Annotated in this window: 12 protein-coding genes; 4 read left to right on the forward strand and 8 right to left on the reverse strand. The window is 66.6% G+C overall.

Annotation, left to right across the window (positions count from 1 at the left end; genetic code table 11):
- Positions 1-9 precede the first annotated feature (9 nt).
- The 8 genes from ACS5NL_RS03790 to ACS5NL_RS03825 all read right to left on the reverse strand — a co-directional run bounded on the left by ACS5NL_RS03790 (position 10) and on the right by ACS5NL_RS03825 (position 9,312).
- The gene (locus tag ACS5NL_RS03790) at positions 10-1,776 is read right to left on the reverse strand and encodes a branched-chain amino acid ABC transporter ATP-binding protein/permease (protein ID WP_439352256.1); all 1,767 of its coding nucleotides are present in this window, start codon (positions 1,774-1,776) and stop codon (positions 10-12) included.
- Between the two features lies 1 nt (position 1,777).
- Positions 1,778-2,818, reverse strand: a complete 1,041-nt coding sequence (locus tag ACS5NL_RS03795; RefSeq protein ID WP_439352258.1) for a branched-chain amino acid ABC transporter permease — start codon at positions 2,816-2,818, stop codon at positions 1,778-1,780.
- Positions 2,819-2,964: 146 nt separating this feature from the next.
- The gene (locus tag ACS5NL_RS03800) at positions 2,965-4,098 is read right to left on the reverse strand and encodes an ABC transporter substrate-binding protein (RefSeq protein ID WP_439352260.1); all 1,134 of its coding nucleotides are present in this window, start codon (positions 4,096-4,098) and stop codon (positions 2,965-2,967) included.
- 57 nt (positions 4,099-4,155) lie between these two features.
- Positions 4,156-4,575 carry an acyl-CoA thioesterase gene (locus ACS5NL_RS03805; RefSeq protein ID WP_439352262.1) on the reverse strand — a complete coding sequence of 140 codons (420 nt, stop codon included), beginning with the start codon at positions 4,573-4,575 and terminating at the stop codon, positions 4,156-4,158.
- Between the two features lie 10 nt (positions 4,576-4,585).
- Positions 4,586-5,350, reverse strand: coding sequence for an SDR family NAD(P)-dependent oxidoreductase (locus ACS5NL_RS03810; protein WP_411363822.1), 765 nt, complete (start codon positions 5,348-5,350; stop codon positions 4,586-4,588).
- 1 nt (position 5,351) lies between these two features.
- Positions 5,352-6,602, reverse strand: a complete 1,251-nt coding sequence (locus ACS5NL_RS03815; protein WP_439352264.1) for a thiolase family protein — start codon at positions 6,600-6,602, stop codon at positions 5,352-5,354.
- A gap of 11 nt (positions 6,603-6,613) precedes the next feature.
- Entirely contained in the window at positions 6,614-8,470 is a 1,857-nt protein-coding gene (locus ACS5NL_RS03820) for a feruloyl-CoA synthase (RefSeq protein ID WP_439352266.1), read from the reverse strand.
- Between the two features lie 53 nt (positions 8,471-8,523).
- On the reverse strand, positions 8,524-9,312 hold the full coding sequence (locus ACS5NL_RS03825) for a crotonase/enoyl-CoA hydratase family protein (protein ID WP_439352267.1): 789 nt from the start codon (positions 9,310-9,312) through the stop codon (positions 8,524-8,526).
- Between the two features lie 126 nt (positions 9,313-9,438).
- Here ACS5NL_RS03825 and ACS5NL_RS03830 point away from each other — a divergent pair, with 126 nt between their 5' ends.
- The 4 genes from ACS5NL_RS03830 (at position 9,439) to ACS5NL_RS03845 (ending at position 13,430) form a co-directional block, all read left to right on the forward strand.
- Entirely contained in the window at positions 9,439-10,302 is an 864-nt protein-coding gene (locus ACS5NL_RS03830; RefSeq protein WP_439352269.1) for an amidohydrolase family protein, read from the forward strand.
- A gap of 169 nt (positions 10,303-10,471) precedes the next feature.
- The gene (locus ACS5NL_RS03835; protein ID WP_439352271.1) at positions 10,472-11,509 is read left to right on the forward strand and encodes a TRAP transporter substrate-binding protein; all 1,038 of its coding nucleotides are present in this window, start codon (positions 10,472-10,474) and stop codon (positions 11,507-11,509) included.
- 122 nt (positions 11,510-11,631) lie between these two features.
- Positions 11,632-12,108, forward strand: coding sequence for a TRAP transporter small permease (locus tag ACS5NL_RS03840; RefSeq protein ID WP_439352273.1), 477 nt, complete (start codon positions 11,632-11,634; stop codon positions 12,106-12,108).
- Complete coding sequence (locus ACS5NL_RS03845) at positions 12,105-13,430, forward strand: TRAP transporter large permease (RefSeq protein ID WP_439352275.1); 1,326 nt, start codon at positions 12,105-12,107, stop codon at positions 13,428-13,430. Before ACS5NL_RS03840 ends, ACS5NL_RS03845 begins: the two co-directional genes overlap by 4 nt.
- The last annotated feature ends 6 nt before the right edge of the window (positions 13,431-13,436 follow it).

The following is a 13,436-nucleotide window of genomic DNA, read 5'->3' on the forward strand; positions in this document are numbered from 1 at the left end:
GGTTCCCGTTCAGTGTTCGGTGCCCAGGTACGCGGCGCGCACCATCGGGTCTTGCTGCACATGCTCGGGCGTGCCCTGGGTGAGCAGGGTGCCGAACTCCATGACCACCAGGTGGTCGCAGATCTGCATCACCAGATCCATGTCGTGCTCGACCAGCAGGATGCTCATGCCTTCCGACTTGAGCTGGCGCAGCACGTCGGCCAGGCCCTGCTTCTCCTTGTGGCGCAGGCCGGCGGCGGGTTCATCGAGCAGCAGCAAGGCCGGATCGGCGCACAGGGCGCGCGCGATCTCCATCAGCCGCTGCGGACCCATGGCCAGGTTGCCGGCCTGCTCGTGCAGGTAGTCGCCCATGCCGATGCGTTCGAGCTGGCGCTGCGCTTCCTTGAACAGGCGCTTCTCTTCGGCCCGGTTGCTGCGCAGCATGGCCGAGAGCACGCCCTTGCTGCCGCGGGTGTGGGCGCCCAGGGCCACGTTCTCCAGTACCGTCATGTCCGGGATCATCTTGACGTGCTGGAACGTGCGCGCCATGCCCTTGCGCGAGATCTCGCGCGAAGAGTGGCCACTGATGGTCTCGCCGCGGAACTTCACCGAGCCGCTGGTCAGCGACAGCACGCCGGTGACCAGGTTGAAGGTGGTCGACTTGCCGGCGCCGTTGGGGCCGATCAGGCCGACGATCTGGCCCGCCTGGATCTGGAAGCTGATGTCGTTCACCGCGGTCAGACCGCCGAACTGCTTGCGGATCTTGTCCACGTCCAGCACCAGGTCGCCCTGCGCCGGCTTGTCGCGCGCCGGCAGCGCGGGCGCGTCGTTCCAGTCCTGCTGGCGCTTGGGCGCGGGCATTTTCTTGCCGACCACCGACCACAGGCCATCGGGCAGGTACTTGAGCACCAGCACCATCAGCACGCCGAACACGATCACCTCGTAGCTGCCGCTGGTGCCGATCAGCTTGGGCAGCAGCACCTGCAGCTGGTCGTCCAGGATCTTGATCAGGCCGGCGCCCACGATCGCACCCCAGACGTGGCCGACGCCGCCGATCACCGTCATGAACAGGTACTCGATGCCCATCTTCAGGCCGAAGGCCGAGGGGTTGACCGTGCGCTGGAAGTGCGCCAGCAGCCAGCCCGCGATCGAGGCCAGCACGGCGGCCAGCACGAAGATCGTGACCTTGTAGCGGAAGGTGCTGATGCCCATGGCCTCGGCCATCTGCGAGCCGCCCTTGAGCGAGCGGATCGCACGGCCGGCCCGCGAGTCCAGCAGGTGCAGCATGCCGGCCGCCGAAGCGACCAGGATGCCCCAGGTCAGCACGAAGAAGGCACGGCCCTGGCCGATGTCGAAGCCGCCGATGGACAGGCTCTTGAGACCCAGCAGGCCGTCGTACTTGCCCAGCGCGTCCAGGTTGCCCATCAGGTAGTAGAGCGACAGGCCCCAGGCGATGGTCGCCAGCGGCAGGTAGTGGCCCGACATGCGCAGCGTGATGACGCCGACCACCAGCGCGCTCAGCGCGGTGAACCCCATGCCGATGAACAGCGTGAGCCAGGGCGAGATGTCCATGTTCAGCGTCAGCCAGGCGGTGGTGTAGGCACCGATGCCGACGAAGGCCGCCTGGCCGAACGAGGTGAGGCCACCGACGCCGGTGAGCAGCACCAGACCCAGACAGGTCAGGCTGTACAGGCCGATGTAGTTGAGCTGCGTGATCCAGAAATCGGGCAGCGGCAGCACCGCGATCAGCGGCACGGCGGCGATGAGGGCCAGCAGGCCGGTTTTGCGAATGTCCATTTCAGTGGTCCTCGTCGGAATGGCTGCTGCCCAGCGAACGCACCAGCAGCACCGGCAGGATCAGCGTGAACACGATGACCTCCTTGAAGGCGCTGGCCCAGAACGAGCCGAAGGACTCGACCAGACCAACAAACAGCGCACCCAGCAGCGCGCCGGGGTAGCTCGACAGCCCGGCGACCACGGCCGCCACGAAGCCTTTGAGACCGATCAGGAAGCCCGAGTCGTAGAACACGGTGGTGGTGGGGCCGATCAGCAGGCCCGAGAGCGCGCCGATGAAGGCCGCCATGGTGAAGGTCAGCTGGCCCGACGCGTGGGTCGAGATGCCCATCAGGCGCGCACCGGTGCGGTTGACCGCGGTGGCCCGCAGCGCCTTGCCGCGCAGCGAGCTTTCAAAGTAGAGGCGCAGCATCACGATCAGCGCCAGCGAACACAGGGCGATCACGATGGTCTGGCCCGACAGGGCCACCGGGCCAAGCTCCAGCCGGTAGTCCCAGAACGGGGGATTGCGGAAGCCTTCGGCACCGAAGAAGAGCAGGCCCAGGCCGGTCATGGCGAAGTGCACGCCGACCGACACGATCAGCAGCACCAGCGGCGTGGCACTCTCCAGCGACTGGTAGGCGACGCGGTAGACCAGCGGGCCGAAACTGGTGACGATCGCCAGGCTCAGCGCGGCCTGTGCCCACATCGGGAACTGCTGCGGCGCGGCCCAGATGCTCACCAGGGCGATCACTACCGGCGGCACCAGCGTCTTGGCCGCCGAGCGCAGCGCGCGCAGGGGCTGGCCGTGGTGGCGCCAGCGCTCAAGCAGCTCCATCAGCGAAGCCACGACCGCCAGGATCAGCAGCAGCCACACGGTGCCCGGCGTCTTGCCGGTCTGCAGCATGGCCAGCGTGAGCGCCCCATAGGCGACGAACTCGCCCTGCGGAATGAAGATGACCCGGGTGACGGTGAACACCAGCACCGTCGCCAGGCCCAGCAAGGCATAGACGGCGCCGTTGGTCAGGCCGTCCAGCGCAAGAATGCTGGCAATAGAGAAATCCATACAAAACCTTCAACGATAGAAAGAAGGGCGGCTGTCCAGGCCAGGGACACCGAGGGTCCGGCTCTGCCGGCCCCAGGTGTCGCCCCCCTCCCGCCAAAGGCGAGAGAGGGGGGAGGCGCCGAAGGCGACGCAGGGGGTGCGGATGCTCAGTCCGCCTTGAACTTGCCGTCGACGACCTTGAGCATCACGCCGGTTTCCAGCGTGTAACCCCAGTGGTCGGCGGCGGTCCAGTTCATCACGCCGTGCGAGAACACGGTGCGGCCCATGGTTTCCATGGCGTCGCGCAGGGCGGCGCGGAACTCGGGGGTGCCGGGCTTGGCCTTCTTCAGGGCGACCGGAATGACCTTTTCCAGCGTGATCTGCGCGTCGTAGGCGTGGCCGGCGAACTGGTTGCGCGAGTTCGGGCCGTAGGCCTTCTCGTACTTCTGCACGAAGTCGATGGCGACCGGCTTGGACGGGTGCTTGTCGGGCAGCTGTTCGGCGATCACGGCCGGGCCGGACACCACCAGCGTGCCTTCGACGGCCTTGCCGCCGACGCGCATCAGGTCCTGCGTGGCTGCGGCGTGGGTCTGGTAGATCTTGCCCTTGAAGCCGCGGTCGACGATCGCCATCTGGGGCATCGCGGCGCCGGAGCCCGAGGCCACGATCAGCACCGCGTCGGGGTTGGCGGCGGTGATCTTCAGGGCCTGCGGGGTCACGCTGGTGTCGGTGCGGGCGAAGCGCTCGGTGGCGACGATCTTGATGCCGGCCTTGTCCAGCTGGGGCGTGATTTCCTTGAGCCATTGCTCGCCGTAGGCGTCGGTGTAGCCCAGGAAGCCGATGGTCTTGATGCCCTTTTCCTTCATGTCTTCGACCACGGCGTGGCCCATGACGGTGTTGGACTGCGGCAGGCGGAACAGCCACTTGTCCTTGCCGGCGGGCACGCCCACGGGCGAACCGGCCAGCTGCACGGTGCCGGCTTCGCTGGCGATGTCGGTCATGGCGGCGGCGACCGCGGTGATGCACGAGCCGATGATCATGTCGACCTTGTCTTCGGTCACGAAGCGGCGCGCGTTGGCGGCGCCCTTGCCCGGGTCGGTCGCGTCGTCCAGCACGATCAGGTTGACCTTCTCACCGGCGATGGTCTTGGGGAACAGCTTGAACTGGTTCTGCATCGGGATGCCCAGACCGGAGCCGGGGCCGGTCAGCGCGAGGCTGACGCCGATGTTGATGTCGGCTTGTGCGGCGCCGGCGGCGAGCAGGGTCACAGCGGCGGCGACCAGGGTCTTGAGGGCTTTCATGCGATGTCTCCTAGGAGGGTGGAACGGGAACAGGGAACAGAAAAACGGTGGATGGGGTCAGGAACACTTGGTCCGGATGTCGTCCGGGATCGGGATCGCCTTGATGCGGTCGGGGTTCTCCGGGTCGCGCATGCAGAACGCGCGCGTCTCGGAGCCTTCGCACAGCACGGTGTCGCCGCGCATGACCACGTGCTTGTGGATCAGCACTTTCTCGCGCCATTCGGTGACGCTGGTGTGGATCTGCAGGCGCTCGCCGTAGGTGGCGGGCTTGAAGAACTTGGTGTGGATCTCCAGCAGCGGCGTGCCGATGATCCCGGTCGTCTTCATCAGTTCGCGCCAGGGCGGCACTCCGCACTGCACGAAGAAGTTCAGCGACGAGGCGTCCATCCACTTGCTGAAGTTCGGGAAGAAGACGATCCCGGCGGGATCGCAGTCGCCGAACATCACCTCGACTTCGTAGACAACGGTCTTGCTCATGGTGTTCTGTTCAGCGGGGAGCCATGCGCAGGGCGCCGTCGAGACGGATGACTTCGCCGTTGAGGTGGCCGTTGCTGACGATGTGTGCCGCCAGTTCCGCGAACTCCTCGGGCTTGCCCAGGCGGTTGGGGAAGGGAATGCTCTTGGCCAGCGACTCCTGCACCGGCTCGGGCAGTTCCTTCATCAGCGGCGTGGCGAACAGGCCGGGAGCAATGGTGCAGACACGGATGCCGTGCTGCGCCAGGTCGCGCGCCATCGGCAGCGTCATGCCGGCGACGCCGGCCTTGGAGGCGCTGTACGCCTGCTGGCCGACCTGGCCGTCGAAGGCGGCGACGCTGGCGGTGAACACCATCACGCCGCGCTCGCCGTCTTCCATCGGGTCGAGCTTGGCGCAGGCCGCGGCGAACAGGCGGGCCGCGTTGTAGGTGCCGATCAGGTTGACGTTGATCACGCGGGCGAAGTCGGCCAGCGGGGCGGCATTGCCGTCCTTGCCGACCACGCGCTTGGCGCTGCCGATGCCCGCGATCTGCATCAGGATGCGGGCCGGGCCGTGGGCCGCGGCGGCGGCGTCGACGGCGGCCTGCATGCTGTCCGGGTCCGACACATTGCACTGCACCGCCACGCCGCCGATGTCCTTGGCGACGCGCTGCGCGTTCTCGAGGTTCAGGTCGAGCACCGCGACCTTCGCACCCAGGCGGGCCAGTTCGCGGGCCGTGGCCTCGCCGAGGCCGGAGCCACCGCCGGTGACGAGCGCGGCATGTCCTTGAATGTTCATCTCAGTTTCCTTCCAGGTTCTCAATGAGGAGGGCAATGCCCTGGCCACCGCCCACGCAGGCGCTGGAGATGCCGTACTTCGCGCCGCAGCGCTGCAGTTCGCGCGCCAGCGTCAGCGTCAGGCGCACGCCGGTGGTCGCCAGCGGATGGCCCAGCGCGATGGCGCCGCCGTTGACGTTCAGCCGGCCGATGTCCATGCCCAGCTCCTTCGCGACCGCCAGGGTCTGCGCACCCTGGGCTTCGTTGACTTCGAAGCGCGCGATGTCGTCGAGCTTCAGACCCGTGCGCTCCAGCAGCAGCCGGATGGCGGGGGCCGGGCCGATGCCCATGATCTCGGGCGGCACACCGACCGCTGCCGCTGCAACCAGGCGTGCCAGCGGCTTCTTGCCTTGTGCCTTGGCGTAGGCCCCGGAACTGACCACGCAGGCCGCGGCCGCGTCGACCAGGGCCGAGCTGTTGCCACCGGTCTGCACGCCGTGTTCGAACACCGGCTTGAGCTTGGCCAGCACCTCGACCGGCGACAGCCGCGGGTGCGTGTCCGTCGCGACCTCGGTCACCTTGCCCTGCAGGCGGATGCCGCGCGGTTTGTAGCCCTCGATCTCGAACTTCTCGCTGACCACCGGCACGATCTCGCCGGCCAGGAAGCCGCTTTCCTGCGCGGCCACCGCATTGGCAAACGACGAGGAGGCGAACGCATCCACCTCCTCGCGCGTGATGCCGTACTTCTTCGCCAGGTTCTCGGCGGTCTGGATCATGTTGATGCCGGCCGCCGGGTCCTTCAGTGCCTCCCACATGTAGTCCTTGAAACCCACCGGCGCGCCGAGCTTGAAGCCGGTTCGGTGGTCGAAGGCGGCGATCGGGTTGCGCGTCATGCTTTCGGTGCCCACGACCAGCGCCACGTCGGCGGCACCGCCCTGGATGTGCTCGCCGGCCTGGCGGAACAGCTCGAAGCCGGTGCCGCAGATGCGCTGCGCCATGATGGCCGGCACCTCGACCGGCACGCCGGCGTAGAGACCGATGTGGCGCGGCAGGAAGAACTGGTCGAAGTCGCCGGGCGCCATGTTGCCCGTGACCACCGAACCGATGTGATCGCCTGGCACGCCGGCGCGCTGCAGCGCAGACCGCGCCGCCTTGATGCCCAGGTCGGTCGGCGAGAGGTGGCCCAGCGCGCCGCAGTAGTCCACCATCGGCGTGCGCACGCCGTCGAGGATCACCACATCGGCGAACGCATTGAAGAAGCCTTTGCTGGCCATGTCGTGTCCCTTCAGGCCGTCGGTTTGACGATGAAACGCAGGCCGTCGCTGTGCAGCTTGGCCACCGTGTCGGCGCGGTGCGAGAGCACGGCGCGCTGGTTGATCGATCCCTTGTCGGTGATCTCGCCGCGGTCGATGGTCGGCGGGTCGGCCAGCAGGCAGAGGCGGGCAATGCGGTTGGCCGAGCCGGTCGAATTGCGGGACAGCTCGTCCACGATCTTCTGGAACTGGGCCAGCACCGGCGCCGCGTCGAGCACGTCGTGCATCGAGGCATCGGCGGGCAGGCCGGCTAGCTGGCGCACGGCCGCGGTCGGGAACACCATGGCGCCGACCTCCTTCATGTTCAGTCCGGTGAGCACCACGTCCTGGATGTAGGGCGCGCCGGCGGCGATGATCTTGCCGCGCAGCGGGCCGACGCTGACGAAGGTGCCGGTGGCGAGCTTGAAGTCCTCGGCGATGCGGCCGTCGAACTTCAGGCCCTGGTGCACGTCGGTCTCGTCGATCCACTTGACCGCGTCGCCGGTCTTGAAGAAGCCTTCTTCGTCGAAGGCGTCGGTGGTCTCTTCGGGCTGGCGCCAGTAGCCAGGGGTGATGTTCGGGCCCTTGTAGCGGACCTCCGTCTTGCCCTGCATGTCGACCAGCTTGAGTTCCAGGCCGGGCGTCGGCAGGCCGAGGTCGCCGGCCTTGACGTTGGGGTTGGTCACGAAGATGCCGAACGGGCCGGACTCGGTCATGCCCAGGCCGGTGGTCATCACGACGCGTTCACCGATCTCGCGCTCCTGGCTCTCGAACAGGCTGTCCCAGATCGGCTGGGCGAGGGCGGCGCCGGCGTAGAAGAACATGTTGACCTTGGCCAGCAGCGTCTTGCGCAACTGGTCGTCGGTCTGCATCGCGTTGGCGATCGCCTCGAAGCCGGTCGGCACGTTGAAGTACACGGTCGGCGAGATCTCGCGCAGGTTGCGCAGCGTCTCGTGCATCAACGCGGGCGTGGGCTTGCCGTCGTCGATGTAGAGCGTGCCGCCGTGGTAGATCACCATGCCGAAGTTGTGGTTGCCGCCGAAGGTGTGGTTCCAGGGCAGCCAGTCGACCAGCACCAGCTCCTTCTCGGCCAGCACCGGCATCGAGGCGGCCATCTGCGCCTGGTTGGCACACCAGAGGCGCTGCGTGTTGATCACGGCCTTGGGCATCTTGGTCGAGCCCGAGGTGAAGAGGAACTTGGCGATCGTGTCGGGGCCGGTGGCGGCCATGGCGGCGTCGACGGCGGGCGTCGGCTCGGTCGCCATCAGGGCGCCGAAGGATGTCGTGTCGCGGCCGGGAATGGTGCCGTTCGTGGTCACCAGTTCCACCTCTTCGCCCAGGGTGGCCAGCATCGCGCGGCTGTAGCGCAGCGCGTCGCTGGCGAACACCAGGCCCGGTGTCAGCGTCTTGATGACGTGCTTGAGCTTGTCGAAGTCCTGGCTGATCAGCGAGTAGGCGGGCGAGGTCGGGCAGTAGGCGACGCCGGCGTAGAGGCAACCCAGGGCGAGCAGGGCGTGTTCAAGGTCGTTCTCGCTGAGGATCAGCACCGGCTTGTCGGCCGACAGGCCGCGGTTGAGCAGGCCCTGGCCGATGCGGCGGGCGGCGTCCAGCGCCTGCGCGAACGTGATGTGCTTCCAGTCGCCGCTGCTGCCATCGGCATTCTTCACGCGGCGGGCGAACAGGGTCTGGTCCGGGCGCTCCTTCGCCCAGTGCACCAGGCGGTCGGTCAGGCGCCCGGGGAAGGGGCCGAGTTCCTGGTCGGCGCGCAGGTAGTGCACACCGGTCTCGCCGTCTCGCAGCGTGGCGCGGGTGACGCCGAACTTCAGGGGGCGGTACTTCGCAGCAGTCATCGTTTGTCTCCAGGGGTCTTGTCTTTATCGGGTCGGTCTGCGGCGGTGGCCGGTCATTCCTTCTTGACTTTCGCCGCCTTGCCCTCGAGGAAGGCGCGGACGCGGGCTTTCGCTTCGGGCGCCGACTGCGCGATCGAGGCCATCAGGGCTTCGGTGAACAGGCCGTGGTCGGCGGGCTGCTCGGCGATGCGGGGCAGGGCGTGCATCAGCGCGAAGTTGGTCATGCGCGCGTTGGTGGCGATGCGCGTGGCCAGTTCGATGGCCCTGTCCAGTGCGGTGCCGGTGGGCACGACGTACTGCGAGAGGCCGATGCGTTCACCGTCGATGGCGTTGTAGACACGGCCGGTGAGCATCATGTCGGTCATGCGCGCGGCGCCGATCAGCTTGGGCACGCGCACCGCGCCACCGCCGCCGACGAAGATGCCGCGCGTGCCTTCGGGCAGGGCGTAGAAGGTCGACTCGTCGGCCACGCGGATGTGGCAGGCGCTGGCCAGCTCCAGGCCGCCGCCGACGACGGCGCCGTGCAGCGCCGCGATCACCGGGACCGTGCCCTTCTCGACGCAGTCCAGCGCGGCATGCCACATGCGCGAATGGAACACACCTTCGGCCGCATCGCGCTCGCTCAGCTCGGACAGGTCCAGTCCGGCGCAGAAGTGCTCACCTTGACCATCGATGACGGCCGCCTTCACACTGGCGGGCAGGTTCTGGAAGGCGTCGCGGATCGCCAGGATCAGACCATCGTTGAGCGCGTTGCGCTTGGCCGGGCGGGTCAGGGTGACGATCGCGACTTCCTGTTGTTCGCCGTGCAGTTGGACGCTCAGGTCGGGGTGCTGTGTGGTCATGGTGGTGCGGGTTTTCTGGCTTGTTGGGTGCTGGAATTATTGTTATAAACAATAACCAAATCAAGCGAAACCCGGCCCGGACACCCCCGGATTTACCCCTAGTACCGACCCTTGTCAGGAGACACCATGGACCACCAGAACCTGATTGCCATCGACATCCACACCCACGCCGAAGTGAGTTGCCGCAACCCCTTCGACAACTACGGCGAAGAGTACGACCGCGCCGCCGACAAGTACTTCGGCAGCAACCGGCGCCCGACCATCGCCGAGACGGTGGCGTACTACCGCGAGAAGAAGATCGGCCTGGTGATGTTCACGGTCGACAGCGAGAGCCAGCTCGGTCGCCGCCGCATTCCCAACGAAGAAATCGCGCAGGCCGCGCGCGAGAACAGCGACATGATGGTGGCCTTCGCCAGCATCGATCCGCACAAGGGCAAGATGGGTGCGCGCGAGGCCGAGCGCCTGATCAAGGAGGAAGGCATCAAGGGCTTCAAGTTCCACCCCACGGTGCAGGGCTACCACCCCTACGACAAGATGGCCTGGCCGATCTACGAGGTGATCAACGCGCACAAACTGCCCGCCATCTTCCACACCGGGCACAGCGGCATCGGCTCGGGCATGCGCTGCGGCGGCGGCCTTCGGCTGGAGTACAGCAACCCCATGCACCTGGACGACGTGGCGATCGACTTCCCCGACATGCAGATCGTCATGGCGCATCCCAGCTTCCCCTGGCAGGACGAAGCGCTGTCGGTCGCCACGCACAAGCCCAATGTCTGGATCGACCTCTCGGGCTGGAGCCCGAAGTACTTCCCCAAGCAGCTGGTGCAATACGCCAACACGCTGCTGAAGGACCGCATCCTGTTCGGCAGCGACTACCCGCTGATCACGCCCGAGCGCTGGATGAAGGACTTCGAGGTCGCCGGCTTCAAGCCCGAGGTGATGCCCGGCATCCTCAAGGGCAATGCCGTGCGCCTGCTCGGGCTGGCCTGAGTGCGGCGCTTTGCTAGGGTAAATACCGACAGATCAGGCGCGCATAGCTGAATGTGGGTAATGCCGCTTTTCAAAACGGCTGGAAGCACCGACAGTGCGCGATGAACCCGCCCGTGCGGACCCCGGGCCCGTGCGGGTGGTACCTTTTGAACCCATGAAGGAGACCTCCATGACACACCGTTCCGTTCGCCGCAGCCTGCTGGCCACGCTGGCAGCCCTGTCCGCCCTGGCCGCCGTGCCGGCCCAGGCACAGACCGTCACCCTGCGCCTGCACCAGATGCTGCCGGCCACGGCCACCATCCCGGCCCGCGCGATCGTGCCCTGGGTGCAGAAGGTCGAGGCCGAGTCCGGCGGCAAGATCAAGGTGCAGGTCTTCAACGCGATGCAGCTGGGCGGTGCGCCGCCGCAGCTGTTTGACCAGGCCAAGGACGGCGTGGTCGACATCACCTGGACCGTGCTGGGCTACACCCCGGGCCGTTTCCCCAAGACCGAAGTGTTCGAGCTGCCGTTCATGAGCAGTTCGGGCGAATCCTCGTCCAAGGCGCTGCAGGAATATGTCGAGAAGTTCGCGGCCGACGAGTTCAAGGACGTCAAGCTCATCGCCGTGCACACCCACGGTCCCGGCCTGTTCCACACCAAGCAGCCGATTGCCGGCCTGGAGAGCCTGCGTGGCATGAAGGTGCGGGGCGGCTCGCGCATCATCAACAACATGCTGACCAAGCTGGGCGCGACGCCGGTGGGCATGCCGGTGCCGGCGGTGACCGACGCCCTGTCCAAGGGCACGATCGACGGCACGACCATTCCCTGGGAAGTGGTGCCCTCACTGAAGGTGCACGAGCTGGTGAAGAACCACACCACCTTCGCCGGCAAGGAAGGCCTCTACACCCAGACCTTCGCGTTCTCGATGAACAAGGCCGCCTACGACAAGCTGCCGCCCGACCTCAAGAAGGTGATCGACAACAATTCGGGCCAGGTCGCCGCCGCGATGTTTGGCAAGGCCATGGACGATGGCGACAAGGCCGGCCGCGAGGTTGCGGTCAAGGCGGGCAACAAGATCACCGAACTGGAGCTGGCGGAAGTGCAGCGCTGGCGGCGCACGGCCTCGACGGTCGAGACCGACTGGGTCAACGAAGTCAAGGCCAAGGGCATCGACGGTGCCAAACTCGCGTCCGAGGCCCGTGCCCTGATCGCGAAGTACAACAAGTGAGCTGGTAGCGGACCTGGTGCCGGAAGTTTTCTGGTGTTTCGATAGGTTGAACGGATTTCACAATCCGTAACTTCCGGCTATAGTCCGCCCCGTTTCGCCCCTCAACCCCTCAAGGTGACCGTTTGAAAATCCTCTCTGCCCTGGCACGCCTGTGTGCCGTCCTGGCGGGCGTGCTGATGACGGCCATCACGCTGGTGACCTGCGCCAGCCTGATCGGCCGCAACACGATCGGCGCCACGCTGCTCGGTGACTACGAACTGACGGCCGTGACCGCCGGCGCGGCCGTGGCCCTGTTCATGCCCTGGTGCCAGCTCAAGCGCGGCAACATCATCGTGGACTTCTTCACCGCCAAGCTGTCCGATGGCGCCAACGCCGGTCTGGACCGGTTCGGTGCCCTGGTGATGGCCAGCATGATGCTGCTGCTGGCCTGGCGCACCGCGATCGGTGCCATGAACGCCTACAGCGCCCAGACCACCACCATGATGCTGGGCTTTCCGGAGTGGATCGTCTACACGGCGATCGTCCCCCCCCTGTGCCTGACCGGTGTCATCGCCCTCTACCAGGCTTTTGTCGGTGACTTCGAGGAGCAGGCGCAATGAATTCGATTTCCATGGCCGGCGCCATCTTCGGCGTCATGCTCTTGCTGATGGCGGTCCGGGTGCCGATCGCCGTCTCCATGTTTGCGGCCGGCGTGTTCGGTTACCTGGCCCAGGTGGGCTGGCTGCCGTTTTCCAACAACCTCAACGGCATGGTCTACGCGCGCTTCGCGAGCTACGACCTGTCGGTGATTCCGCTGTTCATCCTGATGGGCAACTTCGCCACGCAGGGCGGCATTTCCAAGGCGTTGTTCGAAGTGGCTGCTGCGGCAATGGGCCGCTTCAAGGGCGGTCTGGCGATGGCCGCCGTGGTGGCCAGTGCGGCCTTCGGTGCGATCTGCGGTTCCTCGGTCGCCACCGCGGCGACGATCACCTCGGTCGCTCTGCCCGAGATGAAGCGCCACGGCTATTCGGGTCGCCTCTCCACCGGCACGCTGGCCGCGGGCGGCACGCTGGGCATCCTGATTCCGCCGTCGGTGCCGCTGGTGATCTACGCCATCCTGACCGAGCAGAACATCGCCAAGCTGTTCGCCGCCGCGATGGTGCCCGGCATCATCGCCATGACCGGCTACCTGATCGCCATCGCGATCTATGTGCGCGTGGTGCCCGGCCAGGCGCCCGACCACGACGACGAGAACCAGCCCAGGCTGAACGGCAAGATGGTGCTCGGCGTGGCACCGATCGCCGTCGTGTTCGGCATCGTGTTCGGCGGCATCTACGGCGGCCTGTTCACACCCACCGAAGGTGCCGGCGTGGGCGCGGCGGCGACCTTCGTCGCGGCCCTGCTCAAGCGCGAGCTGACCTGGGCCAAGGTCAAGCAGTGCTTCTTCTCGACCGCCGAGGCCAGCGCCATGATCTTCATGATCTTCATCGGCGCCGACCTGATGAACTCGTCGCTGGCGCTGACCCAGGTGCCGGCCATGCTGGCCGAGGTCGTCAACGGCTGGGGCCTGTCACCCCTCATGGTCGTGACCGCGATCCTGCTGTTCTACGTGGTGCTGGGCGCGGTGATGGACGAGCTGTCCATGATCCTGCTGACCATCCCGATCTTCTTCCCGATGATCATGGGCATGGACTTCGGCATGAGCAAGGAGATGACCGCGATCTGGTTCGGCATCATGGTGCTGATGACGGTGGGCTTCGGTCTGCTGGCGCCGCCGGTGGGCCTGAACGTCTACGTGGTCAACGGCATGGCCAAGGACGTGCCGATCAGCGAGAGCTACAAGGGCGTGATGCCGTTCCTGATGAGCGACGTCGTCCGCACCACGCTGCTGCTGCTGTTCCCGTCGATCTCGCTCTGGCTGGTCCAGTTCGTCGGGAACTGACCGCCG

This window comes from Hydrogenophaga sedimenti, assembly GCF_051857515.1.
In the GTDB taxonomy this organism is placed as follows: Bacteria; Pseudomonadota; Gammaproteobacteria; order Burkholderiales; family Burkholderiaceae_C; genus Hydrogenophaga.

What these genes read in the sequence shown, in the direction of transcription:
- ACS5NL_RS03795 (WP_439352258.1), bottom strand. Translation starts at nt 2,818, where the DNA reads ATGGATTTCTCTATTGCCAGCATTCTTGCGCTGGACGGCCTGACCAAC.
- ACS5NL_RS03830 (WP_439352269.1), top strand. Translation starts at nt 9,439, where the DNA reads ATGGACCACCAGAACCTGATTGCCATCGACATCCACACCCACGCCGAA.
- ACS5NL_RS03820 (WP_439352266.1), bottom strand. Translation starts at nt 8,470, where the DNA reads ATGACTGCTGCGAAGTACCGCCCCCTGAAGTTCGGCGTCACCCGCGCC.
- ACS5NL_RS03800 (WP_439352260.1), bottom strand. Translation starts at nt 4,098, where the DNA reads ATGAAAGCCCTCAAGACCCTGGTCGCCGCCGCTGTGACCCTGCTCGCC.
- ACS5NL_RS03825 (WP_439352267.1), bottom strand. Translation starts at nt 9,312, where the DNA reads ATGACCACACAGCACCCCGACCTGAGCGTCCAACTGCACGGCGAACAA.
- ACS5NL_RS03805 (WP_439352262.1), bottom strand. Translation starts at nt 4,575, where the DNA reads ATGAGCAAGACCGTTGTCTACGAAGTCGAGGTGATGTTCGGCGACTGC.
- ACS5NL_RS03835 (WP_439352271.1), top strand. Translation starts at nt 10,472, where the DNA reads ATGACACACCGTTCCGTTCGCCGCAGCCTGCTGGCCACGCTGGCAGCC.
- ACS5NL_RS03810 (WP_411363822.1), bottom strand. Translation starts at nt 5,350, where the DNA reads ATGAACATTCAAGGACATGCCGCGCTCGTCACCGGCGGTGGCTCCGGC.
- ACS5NL_RS03815 (WP_439352264.1), bottom strand. Translation starts at nt 6,602, where the DNA reads ATGGCCAGCAAAGGCTTCTTCAATGCGTTCGCCGATGTGGTGATCCTC.
- ACS5NL_RS03845 (WP_439352275.1), top strand. Translation starts at nt 12,105, where the DNA reads ATGAATTCGATTTCCATGGCCGGCGCCATCTTCGGCGTCATGCTCTTG.
- ACS5NL_RS03790 (WP_439352256.1), bottom strand. Translation starts at nt 1,776, where the DNA reads ATGGACATTCGCAAAACCGGCCTGCTGGCCCTCATCGCCGCCGTGCCG.